Origin of the sequence: Phyllobacterium sp. LjRoot231 (genome assembly GCF_964253365.1) — a bacterium.
Classification (GTDB): domain Bacteria; phylum Pseudomonadota; class Alphaproteobacteria; order Rhizobiales; family Rhizobiaceae; genus Phyllobacterium.
On sequence record NZ_CAXUQT020000001.1, the window covers coordinates 985,785 to 1,006,361 of the forward strand.

General features: G+C 58.3%; 18 protein-coding genes. 12 read left to right on the plus strand and 6 right to left on the minus strand.

Features of this window, described 5'->3' with window-relative positions:
- Positions 1–52: 52 nt before the first annotated feature.
- Positions 53–1,450, minus strand: a complete 1,398-nt coding sequence (locus tag ACSQ3H_RS04730; protein WP_436115982.1) for an RsmB/NOP family class I SAM-dependent RNA methyltransferase — start codon at positions 1,448–1,450, stop codon at positions 53–55.
- On the minus strand, positions 1,447–2,418 hold the full coding sequence (gene htpX / locus ACSQ3H_RS04735) for a zinc metalloprotease HtpX (protein ID WP_436115983.1): 972 nt from the start codon (positions 2,416–2,418) through the stop codon (positions 1,447–1,449). The genes ACSQ3H_RS04730 and htpX overlap by 4 nt, the downstream gene beginning before the upstream one ends.
- A gap of 95 nt (positions 2,419–2,513) precedes the next feature.
- Between htpX and ACSQ3H_RS04740 the strand changes: the two genes are divergently transcribed.
- On the plus strand, positions 2,514–2,765 hold the full coding sequence (locus ACSQ3H_RS04740; protein ID WP_436115984.1) for a DUF1674 domain-containing protein: 252 nt from the start codon (positions 2,514–2,516) through the stop codon (positions 2,763–2,765).
- On the opposite strand, the gene ACSQ3H_RS04745 is transcribed toward ACSQ3H_RS04740, so the two are convergent.
- Positions 2,762–4,159, minus strand: coding sequence for an MATE family efflux transporter (locus ACSQ3H_RS04745; protein ID WP_436115985.1), 1,398 nt, complete (start codon positions 4,157–4,159; stop codon positions 2,762–2,764). The two genes, ACSQ3H_RS04740 and ACSQ3H_RS04745, sit on opposite strands and share 4 nt — an antisense overlap.
- Positions 4,160–4,628: 469 nt before the next feature.
- Between ACSQ3H_RS04745 and ACSQ3H_RS04750 the strand changes: the two genes are divergently transcribed.
- A complete protein-coding gene (locus ACSQ3H_RS04750) occupies positions 4,629–5,894 on the plus strand; it encodes a class I SAM-dependent methyltransferase (RefSeq protein ID WP_436115986.1) in 1,266 nt (421 codons plus the stop codon).
- Between the two features lie 156 nt (positions 5,895–6,050).
- Here ACSQ3H_RS04750 and acs read toward each other — a convergent pair whose 3' ends face one another.
- A complete protein-coding gene (gene acs, locus ACSQ3H_RS04755) occupies positions 6,051–8,003 on the minus strand; it encodes an acetate--CoA ligase (RefSeq protein ID WP_436115987.1) in 1,953 nt (650 codons plus the stop codon).
- A gap of 292 nt (positions 8,004–8,295) precedes the next feature.
- On the opposite strand from acs, the gene ACSQ3H_RS04760 reads away from it, so the two are divergent.
- Positions 8,296–8,832: a YcbK family protein gene (locus tag ACSQ3H_RS04760; protein ID WP_436115988.1), complete on the plus strand. Its 537-nt coding sequence runs from the start codon at positions 8,296–8,298 to the stop codon at positions 8,830–8,832.
- Positions 8,833–8,835: 3 nt separating this feature from the next.
- On the opposite strand, the gene ACSQ3H_RS04765 is transcribed toward ACSQ3H_RS04760, so the two are convergent.
- The gene (locus ACSQ3H_RS04765) at positions 8,836–9,498 is read right to left on the minus strand and encodes a YggS family pyridoxal phosphate-dependent enzyme (protein WP_436115989.1); all 663 of its coding nucleotides are present in this window, start codon (positions 9,496–9,498) and stop codon (positions 8,836–8,838) included.
- Positions 9,499–9,630: 132 nt separating this feature from the next.
- On the opposite strand from ACSQ3H_RS04765, the gene leuS reads away from it, so the two are divergent.
- The 9 genes from leuS to ACSQ3H_RS04810 all read left to right on the plus strand — a co-directional run bounded on the left by leuS (position 9,631) and on the right by ACSQ3H_RS04810 (position 19,758).
- Positions 9,631–12,249 carry a leucine--tRNA ligase gene (leuS, locus tag ACSQ3H_RS04770; RefSeq protein ID WP_436115990.1) on the plus strand — a complete coding sequence of 873 codons (2,619 nt, stop codon included), beginning with the start codon at positions 9,631–9,633 and terminating at the stop codon, positions 12,247–12,249.
- Complete coding sequence (locus tag ACSQ3H_RS04775; RefSeq protein WP_436115991.1) at positions 12,236–12,814, plus strand: LPS assembly lipoprotein LptE; 579 nt, start codon at positions 12,236–12,238, stop codon at positions 12,812–12,814. Before leuS ends, ACSQ3H_RS04775 begins: the two co-directional genes overlap by 14 nt.
- Before the next feature lie 344 nt (positions 12,815–13,158).
- Complete coding sequence (tauA, locus tag ACSQ3H_RS04780; RefSeq protein ID WP_436115992.1) at positions 13,159–14,166, plus strand: taurine ABC transporter substrate-binding protein; 1,008 nt, start codon at positions 13,159–13,161, stop codon at positions 14,164–14,166.
- Positions 14,167–14,194: 28 nt separating this feature from the next.
- Positions 14,195–14,968, plus strand: coding sequence for a taurine ABC transporter ATP-binding protein (locus ACSQ3H_RS04785; protein ID WP_436115993.1), 774 nt, complete (start codon positions 14,195–14,197; stop codon positions 14,966–14,968).
- The gene (locus ACSQ3H_RS04790; protein ID WP_436115994.1) at positions 14,965–15,825 is read left to right on the plus strand and encodes an ABC transporter permease subunit; all 861 of its coding nucleotides are present in this window, start codon (positions 14,965–14,967) and stop codon (positions 15,823–15,825) included. The genes ACSQ3H_RS04785 and ACSQ3H_RS04790 overlap by 4 nt, the downstream gene beginning before the upstream one ends.
- Before the next feature lie 210 nt (positions 15,826–16,035).
- Entirely contained in the window at positions 16,036–16,992 is a 957-nt protein-coding gene (locus ACSQ3H_RS04795; RefSeq protein ID WP_436115995.1) for an aliphatic sulfonate ABC transporter substrate-binding protein, read from the plus strand.
- A gap of 22 nt (positions 16,993–17,014) precedes the next feature.
- Positions 17,015–18,178, plus strand: coding sequence for an FMNH2-dependent alkanesulfonate monooxygenase (gene ssuD / locus ACSQ3H_RS04800; protein ID WP_436115996.1), 1,164 nt, complete (start codon positions 17,015–17,017; stop codon positions 18,176–18,178).
- Positions 18,175–18,954 carry an ABC transporter permease subunit gene (locus tag ACSQ3H_RS04805; RefSeq protein WP_436115997.1) on the plus strand — a complete coding sequence of 260 codons (780 nt, stop codon included), beginning with the start codon at positions 18,175–18,177 and terminating at the stop codon, positions 18,952–18,954. The genes ssuD and ACSQ3H_RS04805 overlap by 4 nt, the downstream gene beginning before the upstream one ends.
- Before the next feature lie 9 nt (positions 18,955–18,963).
- Positions 18,964–19,758: an ATP-binding cassette domain-containing protein gene (locus tag ACSQ3H_RS04810; protein ID WP_436115998.1), complete on the plus strand. Its 795-nt coding sequence runs from the start codon at positions 18,964–18,966 to the stop codon at positions 19,756–19,758.
- A 56-nt stretch (positions 19,759–19,814) separates the two neighbouring features.
- Here the strand turns inward: ACSQ3H_RS04810 and fsa are convergent, their stop codons facing one another.
- Positions 19,815–20,468 (minus strand): fructose-6-phosphate aldolase, encoded by a 654-nt coding sequence (gene fsa, locus ACSQ3H_RS04815; RefSeq protein WP_436115999.1) that lies wholly within the window; start codon positions 20,466–20,468, stop codon positions 19,815–19,817.
- Positions 20,469–20,577 lie beyond the last annotated feature (109 nt).

Consider the following 20,577-nt stretch of genomic DNA (forward strand, 5'->3'; position numbering starts at 1 on the left):
CTTCGAATCGCCGTCGACAAACACCGACTATGCATCTGAAACCGTTAAAATTTTAGTATTTCCGTTTGAAACGCGCCGCGAAGAAGCCGTCCATGCCCGAAAGTGCCGGAATTTCATGGGCAAGATCGGCGGGCGTAGAGCGGACAAAGCCTTCCTTGGTGATCAGTTCGGCAAGGCCGCCGACTTCATCTTTCGTCACCGCAACGAGCTCGACACCTGGGTTCTTGGCGAGGAGGTCATTGGCGACTTTCTCTCCTTCCAGAGGATCAAGGGAGCAATTGGAAAAGACCACAATACCACCGGGGCGGACGATGGTGACGGCATGGTCGAGAAGTTTCGCCTGAAGCTGCGCCAGTTTTCGGATGTCTTCGGGCGTCTTGGTCCATGGCACGTCCGGGTGGCGTCGCACAGTGCCCGTTGAAGAACACGGTGCATCGAGCAGGATCGCATCAAATAGCTCGGCTGGCTGATAGGCGGACAGATTGGCTTCCACTGTTTCTGCGGAAAGCTGCAGGCGATCGAGATTGGAGCGCAGGCGCTTCAGGCGGTTGGCCGAAAGATCGAGCGCGGTGACATTGGCGCCCGCCAGTGCAAGCTGGGCGGTCTTGCCGCCCGGCGCGGCGCAGAGATCGGCGACGCGTTGGCCCTTGATGTCTCCGAACAGCTTCGCTGGCAGGCTCGCGGCTGTGTCCTGTACCCACCATTGCCCTTCCGCAAAGCCGGGAAGAGCGGTCAGCGCACCTTCGACGGTGGCAAGACGTACGGAACCCGTTGGCAAGGCGATGCCACCAAGCCGTTCGGCCCACTCCTGCGGGTCGCCTTTCACCGTCAGGTCGATAGGCGGCTCCTTGCTCTGGATGTCGAGAATGGCTTTGGTTTTGTCCTTGCCGTAGGCGGCAATGAGGCTGTTCTCGAACCAGGCCGGGACATTGCTGGCGTGCGGATGGACCTCGCCCTTGAAGGTTTCCTTTTCGCGCGACAGCCGGCGAAGGACTGCATTGACCATCGAGGCGAAGCGGCGGTTACGCGGATCATTATTGGCGGCGGTCACTGCGAGATCAACGGCGGCGCGGTCGGGCAGGTCGAGATAGAGGATTTGTGCAGCAGCGACATGCAGAAGGTGGCGCAGGGCAACGGCGTTTTCAGGCAATGGCCGGTCGATCAGCTGGCTGATTGCGGCTTCTATCGTGCCGCGATTGCGCAGCGCAGCACCGAGGATGGCACGGACCAGCGAGCGGTCGCGGTCGTCGAGTGCCATATATTGCGGGTGGCCGTTGCTGTTGTCGGTCAGGCCATCAAGCGAGGTGTGCTTCTCGATGACGGCGCCAAGCAGGCGCGTTGCAACCTGACGCGCTGCGAGGCCGGGACGATCTTCCGCATCGATATAATCTGCCGGTTTTTTGCCTAAAGGTCGTTTGGCTGGTCGTCTGGTACCGGGTTCCACGCTCATGCCCACGGGCCTTTACGGCCGCCGCCATCGCGGCCCCACGGGGACGGCCGGTCATCCTGCGGTTCGTCATCGATCGGCGCTTGCGGTGCGCGGGAAGGCCGAGGCGCTGCAGGCGCTTGGCTGAACTCGTTTGCCATCGCTTCAAGCGCGGCGATGCGGTTTTCCGTGCTCGGATGGGTAGAGAACAGATTGTCGGCGCCTTGGCCGCTCAACGGATTGATGATGAACAACGGAGCGGAGGCGGGATTGCGCTCCGCATCCTCGTTGACGATCTCCCTGGCGCCGCGGGCGATCTTGTTGAGCGCTGATGCCAGCCACAGCGGATTGCCGCAGATCTGCGCGCCACGCCGGTCGGCAGCGTATTCGCGCGTGCGGCTGATTGCCATTTGCACGATCATGGCGGCAAACGGCGCGACGATCATGGCGATGAGGACGCCGATGAAGCCGAGCGGATTATGGTTTTCGCGGCTGCCGCCGCCGAAAAACATGGCGAAGTTGCCGAGCATGGAAATGGCACCGGCAAGGGTGGCAGTGACGGTCATGGTCAGCGTATCGCGGTGTTCGATATGTGCAAGTTCGTGCGCCATCACGGCGGCGACTTCCTGGGGCGACAGGCGCTGCAGCAGGCCCGTACTGGCAGCAACCGCGGCGTTCTGTGGATTGCGCCCGGTAGCAAAGGCGTTGGGCTGATCGTTCTGAATGAGGTAGACCTTCGGCATGGGGAGATTTGCATTTGCTGCCAAATCCCGGACAATGCCGTAATATTCCGGTGCGTTTGCCTCATCGACCTCGACCGCGTGGTGCATGTTCAGCACCATTTTGTCGGAATTCCAGTAGCTGAAGAGATTCATTCCTGCGGCTATCACGAGGGCGATCATCATGCCGCCCGTTCCGCCAATGAGAAAACCGACGCCCATGAACAGGGCAGTCATAAAGGCAAGCAGCATTCCGGTGCGCATTACATTCATGGCATCAGTCCTCCCATATTGGACAAAGCTATCAAGTCCATTCCTTTTATTGGTCGTCTTCCGCTATATGATGGTGTTTTATACAGCAAGCTTCAATGACGAGCATGACCGTTATGAATGACGAACAGACATCAGTAACACCGCACGCGGACAATGACGACAACCGGCCGCGTCCGACATTCGAGCAACTGCCACCAGCTGCGCAGCGGGCTCGACTTGAGGCGGAAGCCCGCCGCAAGGCCGAGAAGGAACAGACTGACCAACCGCGCGAAATCGGCGGCCGCGGCGGCAAGGATCCCGCACGCTTTGGCGATTGGGAGATAAAGGGACGGACCATCGACTTTTAAGGGATAATCTCGATCCCGAGTTTCTCGCGTCGTAACCAGCGGCTGATCAGCAGAAGCGCGGCCGTTGCGAGGCCGCACAATAGCCCAAGCCAAATGCCAGCGCCTTCCATGCCGAGCCAGAAGCCGAGGCCAATCGATAGCGGCAGGCCGACACCCCAATAGGCGATTGCCGCATAGATCATCGGAATGGTGGTGTCGTGCAGGCCGCGCAACATGCCGCTTGCAACAGCCTGGCCGCCGTCGAAGATCTGGAACAACGCGGCGAACGCCAAAAATGTAACGGCGAGCGAAATGACACTCGCATTGGCAGGGTCGTTGACGTCGATGAAAGCACTTATCAGAGCATGGGGTGCCAAAAGCATCAGCGACGCCGTCAGCACCATGAAGCCCGTGCCGGCTGTGAATGCAACCCAGCCGGCACGCTTGATGCCTTCATGATCCTGTGCACCGTAGGCGCGGCCGACGCGTACCGTTGCCGCCTGGCCGAAACCCATCGGAACCATGAAGGCGATCGAGGCAATCTGGATGGCGATGGCATGCGCAGCGAGCGAATCGGCGCCGATCAGTCCCATCAGGAAGGCGGCGGCATTGAAGATCGTCACCTCGAAGCTCAGGATTGCCGCAATCGGCAAGCCGAGGCGGAACAGTTCGCGGTAGCGTGGCCAGTCGGCCCGCCAGAAGCGCCCGAACAAGCGGTAGCGCCGAAATTGTTTGTCGAGGGAGATAACAACGACGAGCCCTCCAAACATCAACGCGGAAGACAGTGACGTTGCAATGCCGGAACCGACGATACCAAGCTTGGGAAAGCCAAAATGGCCGAAGATCAGCAGCCAATTGGCCAGCGCGTTGAAGGCGACGGCAAAAAGAGCGATGACCAGGGCCCAGCCGGGACGCTCAAGTGTGGCGATGAAGGAACGTACGACGATATAGCAGTAGAAGGGCAGCACCGCCCATTGCAGCGCGCGCACATAATTGCCGGCGTCGGCGGCAAGCGCGTGATCCTGTCCCATGGCTACAAGGATCGCCTTGGTGTTCCACAATGCGAGCCAGATCGGGATCGAAATGGTGACCGCGATCCACAGACCCTGGCGCACCGTACGGCGTAATTCGCGGACGGTGAATTTGTTGCGGCCGAGCTCGCGCGCCATCATCGGCGAGGTCGCGAGCATCAGGCCGAGGCCGAAAATCATCAGAACGTAATAGAGATTGGTGCCGAGTGCACCGGCGGCAAGCGTATCCGCTCCCACCCAGCCCATCATCATGACGTCAGTCGCTGTCATCGCCGTCTGCGCAAGGTTGGTCAGAATCATCGGCCAGCTCAGCGAGAGCATCGCAACGATTTCATCACGCCATGCACGCCTTGACGCAGCGTTTTGGGCTATAGCAACCGACATTTGCTCGATCTTTCAGAGGGATTTGCCTTCAGATAAGGCAGAGTGCACCGTTTTCAGGCAAAATCTTGGTAGCATCAATTTCGCGAAGAGCAAAGCAGCGGTTGTCAAAATTCAGACCGCATAAACGGAAAGGGCCACCCCGAAGGGTGGCCCCGCAATTCCGTCTGGCACAAAGCTGTCGTTTGGCCTTCTTCCCCGAATTAACCAGGGTGCTTATTCAACGGAGAGACGATCCCCGATGGAAAGCATCAGACGCCTTGTGGCAGTTTTCGAAATCACGAGACATCGGATCACCTCCTTTTCATTCGTTGAACACAAAACAAGAATGGGGTGTCTTTGCCCGCGTTTCAAGAGAAAAATTCGACGCGTCTTCCAGACGGCTTGCAAAACCGCAATTGCCGCCATAAGCCATGCCAAGTTTTCACAAAGCGCCGGTGGCCGGTATTCGGGCAGGTGTTAGGGGCACAAGATGGCAGCTGAAGATAGAGCGGCACGGATTATCCGCACGGTAATCGATGTACTCGAGCCGCAATTCGCCGTCGAATTATGGGACGGTACGCGTATTGGCGAGACCGATGGGCCGATCCTCGCTATCAACGATCCGATGGTGGTGCGCCAGCTTGCCCTGAAGCCCAATATTGGCTCGATCGTCGAATTGTGGGTTTCCGGCCAGATCGACGTGAAGAACGGAACGCTGTTCGATCTGGTCGAGCGCGGACCATCAGGAAAATTCAAGCAGAAGCTGAAGAGCCTGCCAAAATGGCAGTTGCTGAAGGATGTGCCTTCGCTGCTGCTCGGCGGTGGCAAGGCCGGCAGTTCCGGTCTCGGTGGCAAAAATCCCTTTGTCAGCGGTTCCAACAAGGAAGCGATCACCCATCACTATGATGTGTCGAATGCGTTCTACCAGCTCTTCCTCGACGAGCGCATGGTCTACACCTGCGCCTATTTTACCGATTGGACCAACACAATCGACCAGGCGCAGGCCGACAAGCTGGAGCTGATATGCCGCAAGCTGCGCCTGCAGCCGGGCGACAGGCTCCTCGATATCGGCTGCGGCTGGGGCGCCATGCTGATCTATGCGGCGAAGCATTACGGCGTGACCGGCACTGGCGTCTCGCTGTCCGAGGCGCAGACCGCGCTCGCGCGCGAGCGGATCAGGGCAGAAGGTCTTGAAGACAAGATCACCATTCACGTCAAATCCTACGAGCACTTGGAAGGGCAGTTCGACAAGATTTCATCGATCGGCATGTTCGAGGCTGTGGGTATCGCGCACTACGACACCTATTATTCCAGCGTACGCCGGCTGCTGCGACCGGGCGGGCTTTACCTGCATCATGCGATCACACGGCGCATGAAGCGCAACAAGAAGACTTTTGGCCGCAAGAGCGCCGAGCATCTTGCTCTGGTGAAATATATCTTCCCGGGCGGCGAACTCGACCATCTCGGCATGACCGTTGAGAATCTCGAAGGCTATGGTTTCGAAGTGCACGACGTCGAAAACCTGCGCGAGCATTACGGCAAGACCTGTCGTATCTGGGCTGATCGCCTGCATGCACGGTTCGACGAGGCGATCGCGGAAGTGGGCGCACCCAAAGCACGGCTTTGGCTGCTTTATCTGACCGGCTGCGCGCTGGCTTTCGAGCGGGGTACGGTCCAGATCAACCAGACTTTGGCATCCAAGCGCAAGCGTGGACTGTCAGCCGTGCCGCAGACGCGAGCTGACCTCTATCGTTAAATCCACCCTGATGGCCATCTGATGCGATTTTCTGCGCTTCCGGTGCTCATGGACGAGAATGTCCACTGCGCGCCGGTTCTCGAAAATCACACCAGCTGACTTATCAGGTCGAATTTAAAGGCCGAGCCCAGGGAGGGAGCAATGGATGCTCCCGCCTCAGCCCTTCCTGTTCTGGCGATTGGCGATCAGATCGTCGACCACCGCCGGATCGGCGAGGGTCGACGTATCGCCGAGAGCGCCGAAATCATCCTCGGCGATCTTGCGCAGGATGCGGCGCATGATCTTGCCCGACCGGGTCTTCGGCAGGCCCGGAGCGAACTGGATCTTGTCGGGCGTGGCGATCGGGCCGATCTCCTTGCGCACATGCGCAACGAGGTCCTTGCGCAGATCATCAGTGCCCTCAAGACCGGCCATCAGCGTGACATAGCAGTAAATGCCTTGTCCCTTGAGGTCGTGCGGGTAGCCGACCACAGCAGCTTCCGAAACCGTATCGTGCGAGACAAGCGCGGATTCCACTTCCGCCGTGCCCATGCGGTGACCGGAAACATTGAGCACATCATCGACGCGGCCGGTGATCCAGTAATAGCCGTCCTTGTCGCGGCGGCAGCCGTCACCTGTAAAGTATTTGCCCTTATAGGTGGAGAAGTAGGTCTCGATGAAGCGCTTGTGATCGCCATAGACCGTGCGCATCTGACCCGGCCAGGCATCGGTGATGCAGAGATTGCCGTCGGCGGCTCCTTCAAGCACATTGCCTTCATTGTCGACAAGCTGTGGCTGAACACCAAAGAAGGGCCGCGTGGCTGAGCCGGGCTTCAGCGCCGTCGCACCGGGCAATGGCGTGATCAGGATGCCCCCTGTTTCCGTCTGCCACCAGGTATCGACGACGGGACAGCGCTTGTCGCCAACGACCTGGTAATACCATTCCCAGGCTTCCGGATTGATCGGCTCACCGACGGTACCGAGGATACGCAGAGACTCGCGTGAGGTCTTCTTGACCGGCTCGTCACCGGCGCTCATCAGCGCGCGGATGGCGGTCGGGGCGGTGTAGAAGATATTGACCTTGTGCTTGTCGATGACCTCCCAGAAGCGCGATACGGACGGGTAATTGGGAACGCCCTCGAACATCAGTGTCGTTGCGCCATTGGCGAGCGGTCCATAGACGATATACGAATGGCCGGTGACCCAGCCGACATCGGCAGTGCACCAATAGATATCGCCATCATGGTAATCGAAGACGTATTGATGCGTCATCGAAGCATAGACGAGATAGCCGCCGGTGGTGTGGAGGACACCCTTCGGTTTGCCGGTTGATCCGGAGGTATAGAGGATGAACAGCGGATCTTCCGCCTTCATCTTCTCCGGCTTGCATTCCGGCTTAACGCTGGCGATTTCCTCGTGATACCAGAGATCACGGTTGGGTGCCCAGCCGGTCTTGCCACCGGTACGGCGCACGACAAGCACGTTCTTGACCATGACATGGTGCTTGGCGGCAATATCGATCGCCTTGTCGGTATTATCCTTCAGCGGGATCGGCTTGCCGCCCCGCATGCCTTCATCCGAGGTAATGACGAAGGTGGATTCGCAGTCGACAATGCGTCCGGCCAGCGCATCCGGCGAGAAGCCGCCGAAGACGACGGAATGGATGGCGCCGATACGGGTGCAGGCAAGCATCGCATAGGATGTTTCCGGGATCATCGGCATATAGATGGTAACGCGGTCGCCCTTCTTGACACCATGTTTCTTCAGCACATTGGCGAGACGGCAGACCTGTTCGTAGAGCTCGTTATAGGTGATCTTGTTGTCGAGATAGGGATTGTCGCCTTCCCAGATGATCGCGACCTGGTCGCCGCGCTTCTTCAAATGGCGGTCGATGCAGTTGTAAGAGACGTTGGTGACGCCGTCCTCGAACCACTTGATCGCGACCTTGCCCTCGAACGAGGTGTTCTTGACCTTGGTGAAAGGCTTGAACCAGTCGATGCGCTTGCCGTGCTTGCCCCAGAATTTCTCCGGGTCCTTGATGCTCTGCTTGTACCAGTTGAGATAGGTATCATTGTCGATGAGCGCGTTTTTCTTCGCGCTTGCCAGCACGGGATAAACCTTCTCGGACATCCATTTCCTCCAGAACCTGAGATGACGGGCCTCCACCCGCAAGCCCCTCGGGCGAGAGGCGAATAGCTTTCCATAGCATCATGCAAATCATGGCGTAAATATCCCATATGGCTGATCGCGGCGGGCCCGTGCCGCCATCTGCAACCGGACGTTGTAATATACCGTTACATTTTGTCATGGAACCGGGTCCATTTTGAACACATTTCGGCTTGAACGGTCGCTGCCTTGACTTGGGAGGACAAATGAGGCGCGCCGCATAATCATAAAAGTCTGCGCCACCAAGGATCGAAGAATGACAATTCAACCCTTGCGCAGCGTTGTGTTCCGCGCGAAATTCACGTCACTTGCCCTGATCGTTCTTGCTCTGGCTATCCCAGCGGATGCCGGGACGTTACCCGAGGCGTCCAATCCGCAAGAGCGGGTCGGTGCGCATCTGTTCGATGAAGAACATGCTCATCTCCTGAAAGATTCCGTCTTCGACAAGATCAGCCCGCTGGTGCTCGCGGCTATGCCGCGCGGCAAGGCCTACATTGACTACAAGGCGCCGTCGAAGTGTGTTCCCGAGCGTTTAAGAAATGTGCTGAACCGCGTTTCTGCGAAATATGGCCCGATCACCGTTAACTCGACGGTTCGTTCACGGTCGCGCAATCGCAGTGTTGGCGGACGTGATCAGTCTTATCACCTCAGCTGCCAGGCGGTTGATTTCCGCGTGCATGGCGGCGCGTCGGGTCTGATCAATTTTCTCTCTTCCGCGAAAGACGTGGGTGGACTGAAGCGCTACCCGGCGGGTTATTATCACATCGACACCGGGCCGCGCCGTAGCTGGTAAAAACTAGCGAGCGCCGAAAATCGCTGAGCCGACCCGAACCGAAGTCGCACCGAAACCTATGGCAATCTGGTAATCGCCCGACATACCCATGGAAAGCTTTTCCACACCGGCTGCGCCAGCAATCTTGCGCAAGAGCGCAAAATGCGGGCCGGGGTTTTCATCGGCTGGCGGGATGCACATCAGGCCCTCGATGACGAGTCCGTGCACGTCGCGGCAGCGCTTGACGAAGGCCACGGCCTCCTTGGGCTCTATGCCGGCTTTCTGGGGTTCCGAGCCGGTGTTGACCTGAACGAAGAGTTTCGGAAAGCGGTTCTGCTTCCTCATTTCGGTAGAAAGCGTCGCCGCGATCTTCTCGCGGTCGATAGTTTCGATAACGTCGAAAAGCGCGACTGCATCTTCCGCCTTATTAGACTGCAGCGGGCCGATCAGATGTAGTTCGATATCGGGAAAATCGGCGCGCAGGGCTGGCCATTTGCCCTGCGCTTCCTGGACGCGGTTTTCGCCGAACACACGCTGACCCGCCGCGATGACGGGACGAATTGCGTCGGCATCGAAAGTCTTGGAAACCGCTACCAATGTCACAGAGCCCTTTGAGCGATTGGCCTCGGCTTCAGCCTTGCTGATTTCGCTCTGAACGGCAAAAAGTTGGTCGACAGCATTGGGCATGGCGCAGTTGAGTCCTATTTATGATACACGAGCCCGGTTTTCGCGGGTTCCTTCAGCTTCAAATGGTTGACGGTCTCACCAATCCATGGTGAAGGTCCCGCAACCACTATCCTTTGCAAGAGAATCCCGTTCATGGCAACCGAACGATATAATCCCCGTGTAGCCGAAAGGCATTGGCAGAAGGTTTGGGACGACGCCAAACTTTTCGAAACACCCAATGACGATCCGCGCGACCCGTATTATGTGCTCGAGATGTTTCCCTATCCGTCGGGCCGTATCCATATGGGGCACGTGCGCAACTATGCCATGGGCGATGTCGTTGCACGCTACAAGCGCGCCAAGGGGTTCAATGTCCTGCATCCAATGGGCTGGGACGCGTTCGGCATGCCGGCGGAAAACGCTGCGATGCAGAACAAGGTTCACCCGAAGACCTGGACCTACCAGAACATCGCGACCATGCGCAGCCAGTTGAAGTCCATGGGCCTGTCGCTGGACTGGTCGCGCGAGTTCGCCACCTGCGACGTCGAATATTATCACCGTCAGCAGATGCTGTTCCTCGACTTCGTCGAGAAGGGTCTGGTGACGCGCAAGTCCTCGAAGGTCAATTGGGATCCGGAGGATATGACGGTTCTTGCCAATGAACAGGTCATCGACGGGCGTGGTTGGCGTTCGGGCGCACTGGTCGAACAGCGCGAACTGACGCAGTGGTTCTTCAAGATCACCGACTTCAACGAGGAGTTGCTTAGCGCGCTGGACGGTCTTGACCAGTGGCCTGACAAGGTGCGGCTGATGCAGCGCAACTGGATCGGCAAGTCTGAAGGCATGCTGATCCGTTGGGCGCTGGATGAGAAGTCGCATGCCGGCGGCGAGAGTGAGATCGAGGTTTACACGACGCGTCCCGACACGCTGTTCGGCGCGTCGTTCATCGCCATTGCCGCAGATCATCCACTGGCGAAGAAGGCTGCGGAGACCAATGCGGCGCTGGCGAAGTTCAACGAGGAGTGCCGCCATGCCGGTACTTCGGTCGTTGCGCTGGAAACGGCCGAGAAGAAAGGCTTTGACACTGGCCTGCGTGTCTCGCACCCGTTCGATCCGAGCTGGAAGCTGCCGGTCTATGTCGCCAACTTTGTGCTGATGGATTATGGCACAGGCGCAATCTTTGGTTGCCCGTCCGGCGACCAGCGCGATCTTGATTTCGCCAACAAATATGGTTTGCCGGTCGTGCCCGTGGTCATGCCTGCGGACGCTGACGCAGCGACTTTCCAGATCACGGAAATCGCCTATGTCGATGACGGCGTGATGATCAATTCGAAATTCCTGAATGGCTTGTCGCCAGCGGCGGCTTTCGAGGAAGTGGCGAATCGATTGGAAAAGCAGACAATCGGCAATCGGCCGCAGGGTGAGCGCAAGGTGAACTTCCGCCTGCGGGATTGGGGTATTTCGCGCCAGCGCTACTGGGGTTGCCCGATCCCGATGATCCATTGCGACGATTGCGGCGTTGTTCCGGTGCCGAAGGCGGATCTGCCGGTGAAGCTGCCTGATGATGTCGAATTCGACCGTCCCGGTAATCCGCTCGACCGTCACCCGACCTGGCGGCATGTCAACTGTCCGCAATGCGGCAAGGCTGCGCGGCGCGAGACCGACACGATGGATACGTTCGTCGATTCGTCCTGGTACTTTGCCCGCTTTACCGCACCCTGGGAGAACGAGCCCACCGATCCGAAGATCGCCAACCACTGGCTGCCGGTAGATCAGTATATCGGCGGCATCGAACACGCGATCCTGCATTTGCTCTACTCGCGGTTTTTCACGCGAGCGATGAAGGTTGCCGGACATCTCGATATCAGCGAGCCGTTCAAGGGCCTGTTCACGCAAGGCATGGTCGTACACGAAACCTACAAGGGCAAAGATGGTTGGGTCACGCCAGCGGAAGTCAAGGTCGAGGAGGTTGATGGTAAGCGCCGTGCGATCTTGATCGAAACCGGCGAAGAAATCGAGATCGGCTCTATCGAAAAGATGTCGAAGTCGAAGAAGAACGTTGTCGATCCGGACGATATCATCGCTTCCTACGGCGCCGATACGGCACGCTGGTTCATGCTGTCCGATTCGCCGCCCGAGCGTGATGTGATCTGGACGGAGGCCGGTGCTGAAGGTGCGCACCGCTTTGTCCAGCGTGTCTGGCGCCTGATCTCAGAGGCAGCCGAAATATTGCAGAGCGTCGAGGCTGCATCCGCTTCCGAGGGTGAGGCATTACAGATATCCAAGGCCGCACACAGAACGGTGAAGCTGGTTGGCGAGGATATCGAGAAGCTGGCGTTCAACAAGGCTGTCGCACGGCTCTACGAGCTGGTGAATGTGCTTTCAGGTCCTTTGCAGAAGATCGCCGCCGGCGAAGCCGACAAGGCGATGATCGCGGCAAGCCGCGAAGCGACCAACATGCTTCTGGCAATGGTCGGACCGATGATGCCGCATTTGGCTGAAGAGTGCTGGAAAGCGCTGAATGGCAAGGATCTTATCGCGCATCAGGCATGGCCGAGTTATGACGAGACATTGATCATCGAGAACGATGTGACGCTGCCGGTGCAGATCAACGGCAAGAAGCGCGGCGATTTGACAATTGCCCGCGATGCGGATCAATTGGCGGTCGAAAAAGCCGCCCTCGCGCTTGATTTCGTCAAGGCTGCGTTGAACGGCAATCCGCCGAAGAAAGTCATTATCGTACCGCAGAGGATCATCAATGTCGTTGCCTGATCGTTTTCAGCCGGGTTCGCGTTCCGGGCGTCTGTTGTTGTCGGTCTGCGTTCTTGGAATGGCTCTTATTGTGGGTGGCTGTCAGGTGCGGCCGCTTTATTCCACGCCGAGTCCCACAGTGACCGGCAGCGTCAACGACGGCGTGCGCTCAAGGCTCGCCAGCATCTCAATCAACCAGCCCGGCGACCGCGTGACGCAGGAAGTGCGCAACAATTTGATTTTCCTGTTTGCCGGCGGAGCAGGGCAACCAGCCAGCCCGGTCTATTCGCTACAGCTTAGCGTCGCCTCCAGGGATCTGTCCTTGTTACTCGTGCAGAATGCCACCAATGACAAATCGGGCCAGCCAACAGCTGGTTCGATTCGGATGACCGGCGCCTATGCCCTGACCCGCCTGTCCGACGGAAAGGTCATCGGCAACGGAACACGTATTATCACTGCGGATTATGACGCGCCAAGACAGCGTTATGCTGTGCTTCGGGCTCAGCGCGACGCGAATAATCGTGCGGCGCGAGAACTCGCCGAGTCGCTCAACCTCAGCGTCGCTCAGGACCTCTCGAAGTTCTGAGTTCGTAAAATTAGTCGGGATGTAGTCGATGCGCCTGACTTCGCTTGAGGCAACCGGGTACAGGTCGCTGCGTTCCATACGGCTTGATATCGGCCAGCGCGTGCCATGACCGTGGTCCGCCGGGATGGTGCAACTTCGATCGAAGGTTTGAGGCTCGACGGCCGCTTCGACGACGGTGAAGAGGCCTGAACACAATCCATCCTCTCCATTTTGACGAGAGAGGGTTGTTTCAGAGAATTAATTTTTGCTTTGTCGGCAAAACTTGGCAGATCATAACTCTACAAAACAAGTAGAGATAGCGACTGTTGGACAGTCATCAATGACAACCAATCGCAGGATCAACGATGCTTACACGCCGCCATATACTCATCGCGAGCACTGCCATTCTTAGCATTGCCGCACTCGGTTCCGCCCATGCGAAGGATTTGAAAATCACCATAGGCTATCAGACCGTGGTCGAACCCTCGAAAGTTCCGCAGGCTGATGGAGCCTATGAAACCGCAACGGCGGCGAAAATCGACTGGCGAAAATTTGATTCAGGCGCCGATGTCATCGCCGCGGTAGCGTCGGGCTCGGTCGATATCGGCTATGTTGGCTCAAGTCCGCTGGCGGCGGCGGCCAGCCGTGAATTGCCGATCGAAACCATTCTTGTCGTCGGGCTCATCGGAGAATCCGAAGCGCTTGTTGCGCGCAACGGCTCCAATGTAACCAAGATCGCCGATCTGGCCGGCAAGAGAGTCGCTGTTCCGTTCGTTTCGACCACGCATTACAGCCTGCTCGCGGCATTGAAGCATGAGGGTGTCGATCCGAAGACCGTCAACATTTTAAACCTGCGCCCGCCGGAAATCGCAGCAGCCTGGGAACGCGGCGATATCGATGCCGCCTATGTCTGGGACCCGGCGCTCGGCCAGATACGCACCAGCGGCAAGATCATCGTTGATTCCGCGAAGGTTGCCTCGTGGGGCGCTCCGACATTCGACGCGTGGATCGTCAGGACGGAATTCGCCGAGGCCCATCCGGACGCGGTGCGCGATTTCGTCAAGGTGACCGGCAAAGCCTATGCGGATTATCTGGGCAAACCGGATTCATGGTCCGCATCTTCGCCGCAGGCCGAGAAGATCAGCCGGTTGACCGGTGCAAAGCTGGATGAGGTACCGGCGCTGTTGAAGGGCTATGTCTTCCCGACATTGACGGAGCAGGCTTCGGGCAAGTTTCTCGGCGGCGATACCGTCAAGGCCGTCGCGGCCACCTCGGAATTTCTGAAGGAACAGGGCAAGATAGATGCGGTGCTGCCGGACTACAGCAAATATGTCACGACAAAATATGTCGATGCGGCGCTGGCCTCGAACTGAGCAGGAAATCCTTCGAGGTTAGAGGTTTATGGCCAGTTTGAAGCTTGAAAACGTTTCAGTGCAGTATGGCGGGCAGCTACAGCCCGCCGTCACGCACGCCTCCATCTCGGTGCAATCGGGGGATTTCGTGGTGCTTGTCGGTCGTTCCGGTTGCGGAAAGACTACGCTTCTGAACGCCGCAGCCGGGCTGATTGCACCGACTGGCGGCGTGGTCACCGTCGATGGCAAGGCAGTTGCCGGACCGGGCGCTGATCGCGCTGTCGTCTTTCAGAACGATGCGTTGTTTCCCTGGCTGAGCGCGCGCGAGAACGTCGCCTTTGCCTTGAAACTTCGGGGTGTTCCTCTGAAGGAACGCGAGGCCGTAGCTGACAAATTGTTGGCGTTGGTCAAACTCGAAGGGTTCGGCAGTAAATCCATATGGGAACTGTCGGGTGGGATGCGGCAGCGCGTTGGCCTTGTCAGGGCGCTGGCGGCTGAGCCGGACTTCTTGCTGATGGATGAGCCACTCGGCGCGCTCGATGCCCTGACGCGCGAACGCATGCAGACACTTCTTCTGGATATCTGGGCGGCGAACAACATCGGTGTGCTTATGGTCACGCACGGTATCGATGAAGCGCTGCTTCTGGCAACGCGTGTTGTTATTCTGGCGCCCCGTCCGGGGCGTATCGTCAGGCAGATCGATGTCAACTTTGGGCGGCGTTACGCGGCGGGAGAAACAGTGCGAGCGATCAAGGCAGATCCTGCTTTCGCACTGGCAAAGGCGGAGCTGGAGGATTCGATCTTTGAAGGCGAAGCGGCATGACGCTCACCGTCGAAACTGAACGGAACATAACGGCTGCGTCCGCGAGCAGTAACCCGGACCAATCGAACAGAAAGGTTCCAAAAGCATCGCCTCTGACAACGACGCGGGTGGTCAGTGCTATCACCGTCCTTATTTTTTCCCTCGGGTGGGCTATCTCGGCGCATTTCAAACTGGTTTCGCCGGTATTTCTCCCGTCACCGCAGGCGGTGCTTTGGAAATTCTATTCTGTTGCGACGACCGGTTTCGTTGACGCCACGCTTTGGCAGCATTTGAGTGCGAGCCTGCTCCGGGTGTTCGCGGCGCTGTTCTTTGCCTTGCTCGTGGCAATACCGATGGGCATCGCCATCGGTATCAGCGCTATTGGGCGTGGCATTTTCGATCCGATCCTGGAGTTCCTGCGGCCGATACCGCCGCTCGCCTATCTGCCGCTGGTGATCATCTGGTTCGGCATTGGTGAGTCTTCGAAAATCCTGGTGATCGCGATAGCAATGCTGGCGCCTATTGCCATTTCGACCGCATCCGGCGTCAAGAGTGCTTCGCTGGAACGCATCAATGCCGCCCGCGCACTTGGTGCGACGCGGTTGCAAGTGGTGCGCTATGTAATCCTGCCGAGCGCAGCCCCGTCTATCCTGACTGGACTGCGGATAGCGCTGGGCACCGGCTGGACCACGCTTGTTGCAGCCGAACTCGTTGCGGCGACGCGCGGTTTGGGCTTCATGATCCAGTCCGCCGCGCAGTTCCTGGTCACGGACGTGGTCATCATGGGCATTTTCGTCATTGCGATCGTCGCCTTCATCCTGGAGATAGGTATTCGACGGCTGGAGCGGCTGCTCGTGCCATGGTCGGGGCGGGATTAGCCCGGAGGCGCTGCATTATACTAAGGTGGGATAGAAATTCGCGCAGCTTTGCGCGAGCCCACGGGCACGCCAGAAAACTAATCCCTTCCCTCCAGACTCTATGAAATTTCTTTTCTCTATTAGAATGGTCGAGTTAACTAACATCGGTTCAATTCCCGATCGGGCGGGAAGGCTTTTCATCAACAAAGCCCGCCTCATCCAGAGGGACCAATGTCCAGATTGACACGTAGAGCATTTGGCGCGGCCCTCTTCGCTGCTGCCGCTTTCACCGCTAGTTTCTCCTATGCCGCCGAGCCCCTGAAGGAACTGAAAATCGGTTATCAGAAGACGGGCTTGCCAGTCGTCGCCCGCCAACAACAAGTGATCGAAAAGGCGCTTGGGCCGAAGGGCATTGCAGTCAGATGGGTGGAATTCACTGCCGGCCCCCCAATTGTCGAAGCGCTGAATGTCGGCAGCATCGATCTTGGCTATGTCGGTGATGCGCCGCCGATCTTCGGGCAGTCGGCGGGTTCCGCGATTGTCTATGCCGCAGCCCTTGCGCCAAATGGCAAGGGCGAAGCGATCATCGTCAAGCCTGGCTCTTCGATCCAGTCCCTTGCCGATCTCAAGGGCAAGAAAGTGGGTGTTGGCAAAGGGACGAGTGCACACAATCTTCTCATAGCGGCATTGGCAAAAGCCAAGGTGGGCTACGATGAAATCACGCCGGTTTTCCTGAGTCCGGCTGATGCAGCTGCGGCTTTTGCCAGCGATAAAATCGATGCCTGGGCAATCTGGGATCCGTTCTTCGCTATTGCCGAGACGCGTTACAATCCACGCATTCTCGTCCGCACCAGCGACGTTCTCAACGTCAATACCTATCTCATCGCCAATCGTGACTTCGCCAATGCATATCCAGGCGTCGTGAAGGAGACGATTGGCGCGCTCAAGGTCGCGGCCGATTGGGCAAATGCCAACAAGGACAAGGTGGCGGAGGCGCTCCACGAAGTAACGGGTGTGCCGCTCGAGGCACAAATACTGGCGGCAAACCGCGCAAACTTCAGTGCAGGCCCCGTTACGCCGGAAATCATTGCGCACCAGCAGGAAACAGCGGACAGCTTCTTCAAGCTGAAGCTCATTCCCAACGCCATCAAGGTTTCGGATGCCGTTTGGACGGCACCCAGCAACTGACCATATGGACCGGAGTCACGATATGACGCAGCCAATAAACAATGCCCCACTTGATTTCTTCTGGTTCATCCCCACCCATGGCGATGGCAGTTATCTCGGTTCGGAACGACAGCAGCGGCCGCCGGAACACGATTACCTTCGCGAAATAGCCCAGGCAGTCGACAGGCTCGGCTTTCCCGGCGTGCTGCTTCCGACAGGACAGAGCTGCGAAGATTCCTGGATCACCGCAGCGGGCCTCGCCGCGCATACGGAGCGATTGAAGTTTCTGGTTGCACTTCGCCCCGGGGTGACATCGCCGGTCTTTGCGGCGCGGCAGACGGCAGCGCTCGACCGTTTGAGCAATGGACGCCTTTTGCTGAACGTGGTCGTCGGCGGCAATCCCAAGGAACTTGCAGGCGACGGCGTGTTTCTGCCGCATGACGAGCGCTATGAACAGGCGGCGGAATTCCTTAAAATCTGGCGCGATCTCGTTTCCGGCGAAACGGTAAATTTCGACGGCAAACATTATCGGGTAGATGGTGGCAGGCTTGATCTCTTGCCGGTGCAGGAACGTGCCCCGCTCTATTTCGGCGGTTCGTCCGATGCAGGTCAGGATCTGGCAGCCGAACAGGTCGACATGTACCTGACCTGGGGCGAACCGGTGGCACAAGTTGCCGAAAAGATCGACCGCGCACGCCAGAAGGCAGCGCTCAAAGGGCGTAAGCTGCGCTTCGGCATTCGCCTGCACTTCATCGTTCGTGAGACGGAAGATGAAGCCTGGGCGGCGGCGGACCGGCTGATCAGCAAGATCACCGACGAGCAGATCGAAGTCGCGCAGGCGCGGTTTCTGAAGGAAATGGATTCTGTCGGACAGCGCCGTATGGCGGAACTCCATGGCGGACGCCGCGACAAGCTTCTCGTCGCACCGAACCTCTGGGCCGGTGTCGGGCTGGTACGCGGCGGGGCGGGCACCGCGCTTGTGGGCTCGCCGCAAAGCATTGCGACACGTATCCGCGAATATCAGGCGGTGGGCATCGATACGGTGATCGGTTCCGGCTATCCTCATCTGGAAGAAGCCTACCGTGTTGCTGAACTTCTGTTTCCGGAACTCGGTCTTGGCGGCAATACACGTGCCCCGCGCCGGTCGATCGAGAACGAGTTTGGCGTTGGCTTTTATGGCGACAAACGCCTGCAGGCTTCCTCATGAGCCGGGCGCTCCGTTCCTTCGGTCGCAGCGCACTGGGCTGGCTTTTGCCGGCCTTGCTGCTCGCCGGATGGGAAGGCGCGTCGCGGGCAGGGCTTATCCCGGCCAATGTGCTGCCGGCGCCGTCGGCTGTCGGCGAAGCGTTCTGGAAACTGCTCTGGTCAGGCGAACTCATCGAGAATATCCGCATCTCGACATTGCGCGCCTTGAGCGGGTTCGTCGTGGGCGGCGCCATCGGTTTTGCTCTCGGCCTTACGAACGGGCTATCGGCGCTCAGCCGCGAATTGACCGACACGACGCTGCAGATGATCCGAAACATTCCGCATCTGGCGCTGATCCCGCTGGTTATCCTGTGGTTCGGCATCGACGAGGAGGCGAAACTGTTTCTGGTCGCCCTCGGCGTATTCTTTCCGATCTATGTGAACACGCTGCTTGGTATTCAGGGTGTCGATCCGCAACTCGTCGAGATGGGCCGCATCTATGGCATGTCACGGACGCAGCTGTTCCTACGTGTGATCCTGCCGGGCGCGCTGCCCTCGATCTTCGTGGGCTTGCGCTATGCGCTGGGGATCATGTGGCTGACGCTGATCGTTGCCGAAACGATTTCCGCATCCTCGGGTCTTGGCTACATGGCCATGCAGGCACGCGAATTTCTGCTGATCGACGTCGTTGTTCTATCGATTTTGATTTACGCGCTCCTTGGCAAGCTGGCGGATTCGCTGGCTCGGCTCCTCGAGCGAATATCACTGCAATGGCACCCTGCCTTCCAGACCGTTTGAGGAACCAAGATGACCGCAGCAACCGTCACTGCCCGCAAATCCTACACCACGACGACGCCCGCCTATACGCCGGCACCGCAAGGCAAGGTTTCCTTCTCCTTTCGTAATGTCGCCAAGCAGTTTGGCGGCAAGGCGGTGTTGCAAGGCATCAACCTTGAGGTCTACGAGGGGCAGTTCGTTGCGGTCATTGGCAAGAGCGGCTGCGGAAAGAGCACATTGTTGCGATTGCTCGCCGGGCTCGACAAGCCGACATCCGGCGAACTGGTCCACGGTGCTGCGACAGGTGATCAGAAGCGCACGCGTATCATGTTTCAGGAACCGCGGCTTCTGCCCTGGGCGCGCGTCGCCGCCAATGTCGATGTGGGGTTGACGGGCATCGAAAAAGGCGAGGCTGCGCGAAAGAAAAGCCTCGAGATTCTGGCTGAAGTCGGATTGGCGGATCGCGGTGGCGAGTGGCCATCCGTTCTATCCGGTGGGCAGCGGCAACGCGTAGCGCTGGCGCGAGCATTGGTCGGTCATCCATCGATATTGGCGCTTGATGAGCCGCTGGGCGCTTTGGATGCACTGACGCGGATCGAGATGCAGCAACTGCTGGAGCGAATCTGGCTGGCGAAGAACTTCACTGCGGTCCTGGTGACGCATGACGTGGCAGAGGCGGTGGCGCTCGCCGACCGTGTGGTCGTCATCGATAGCGGCCGGATCGCGCTCGACCTTGCGATCCCGGTTGAGCGCCCACGCCGCCATGCCTCACCGGAGCTGGCGTTCTTCGAACGGCAAATATTGGATCAATTGTACAATCGGTAAGAAAACACCCGCCGACAATGTCAGCGGGTGTTGTTGATTGGAAAGCAATTGCCTGATCAGGCGATCTTCTGGCCGGTCTTTGCCCAGTCAGCAAGGAAAGTCTCGAGGCCCTTATCGGTCAGCGGGTGCTTGACGAGGGCCTTCAACGTCGCCGGCGGAGCGGTTACGACGTCAGCGCCGATCAACGCCGCTTCCTTGACATGGTTGACTGTACGGATCGAGGCCGCAAGGATTTCCGTCTTGTAATCATAGTTGTCATAGATGGTACGGATTTCGGAAATCAGCTCCAGCCCGTTGATGCCAATGTCGTCGATGCGGCCGATGAAGGGCGAGATGAAGGTTGCGCCCGCCTTGGCGGCGAGCAGCGCCTGATTGGCGGAGAAGCACAGGGTCACATTGACCAGATGACCGTCGGAGCGAAGCGCCTTGCAAGCCCGAAGGCCATCGAGGGTGAGCGGCACCTTGATGCAGATATTGTCGGCGATTCTGGCGAGTACCGCAGCTTCTTTCATCATCTGCTCATATTCGACGGCTGTCACTTCGGCCGAGACGGGGCCTTTGACAATGCTGCAGATTTCCTTGGTGACTTCGAAGATGCTGCCGCCGGACTTCAGGATCAGGGACGGATTGGTTGTCACCCCGTCGAGCAATCCAAGATCGTTGAGTTCACGGATTTCCTTTACATCGGCTGTATCGGCAAAGAATTTCATCGGAGCAGTCCTTCCTTATATGACTGATGGCCCAGCATGAGCTGCGCCCGAATATGAGAGATGGGATGTTTCTCTCGGAAAGTGGCTTTTCTTTATCTGAAAGCCGCGT

Coding starts and splice junctions, on each gene's coding strand:
- ACSQ3H_RS04760 (WP_436115988.1), top strand. CDS start 8,296: ATGACAATTCAACCCTTGCGCAGCGTTGTGTTCCGCGCGAAATTCACG.
- ACSQ3H_RS04740 (WP_436115984.1), top strand. CDS start 2,514: ATGACGAGCATGACCGTTATGAATGACGAACAGACATCAGTAACACCG.
- ACSQ3H_RS04805 (WP_436115997.1), top strand. CDS start 18,175: ATGAGCCGGGCGCTCCGTTCCTTCGGTCGCAGCGCACTGGGCTGGCTT.
- ACSQ3H_RS04730 (WP_436115982.1), bottom strand. CDS start 1,450: ATGAGCGTGGAACCCGGTACCAGACGACCAGCCAAACGACCTTTAGGC.
- acs (WP_436115987.1), bottom strand. CDS start 8,003: ATGTCCGAGAAGGTTTATCCCGTGCTGGCAAGCGCGAAGAAAAACGCG.
- htpX (WP_436115983.1), bottom strand. CDS start 2,418: ATGAATGTAATGCGCACCGGAATGCTGCTTGCCTTTATGACTGCCCTG.
- ssuD (WP_436115996.1), top strand. CDS start 17,015: ATGACGCAGCCAATAAACAATGCCCCACTTGATTTCTTCTGGTTCATC.
- tauA (WP_436115992.1), top strand. CDS start 13,159: ATGCTTACACGCCGCCATATACTCATCGCGAGCACTGCCATTCTTAGC.
- ACSQ3H_RS04785 (WP_436115993.1), top strand. CDS start 14,195: ATGGCCAGTTTGAAGCTTGAAAACGTTTCAGTGCAGTATGGCGGGCAG.
- ACSQ3H_RS04745 (WP_436115985.1), bottom strand. CDS start 4,159: ATGTCGGTTGCTATAGCCCAAAACGCTGCGTCAAGGCGTGCATGGCGT.
- ACSQ3H_RS04775 (WP_436115991.1), top strand. CDS start 12,236: ATGTCGTTGCCTGATCGTTTTCAGCCGGGTTCGCGTTCCGGGCGTCTG.
- ACSQ3H_RS04750 (WP_436115986.1), top strand. CDS start 4,629: ATGGCAGCTGAAGATAGAGCGGCACGGATTATCCGCACGGTAATCGAT.
- ACSQ3H_RS04790 (WP_436115994.1), top strand. CDS start 14,965: ATGACGCTCACCGTCGAAACTGAACGGAACATAACGGCTGCGTCCGCG.
- leuS (WP_436115990.1), top strand. CDS start 9,631: ATGGCAACCGAACGATATAATCCCCGTGTAGCCGAAAGGCATTGGCAG.
- ACSQ3H_RS04795 (WP_436115995.1), top strand. CDS start 16,036: ATGTCCAGATTGACACGTAGAGCATTTGGCGCGGCCCTCTTCGCTGCT.
- ACSQ3H_RS04765 (WP_436115989.1), bottom strand. CDS start 9,498: ATGCCCAATGCTGTCGACCAACTTTTTGCCGTTCAGAGCGAAATCAGC.
- fsa (WP_436115999.1), bottom strand. CDS start 20,468: ATGAAATTCTTTGCCGATACAGCCGATGTAAAGGAAATCCGTGAACTC.
- ACSQ3H_RS04810 (WP_436115998.1), top strand. CDS start 18,964: ATGACCGCAGCAACCGTCACTGCCCGCAAATCCTACACCACGACGACG.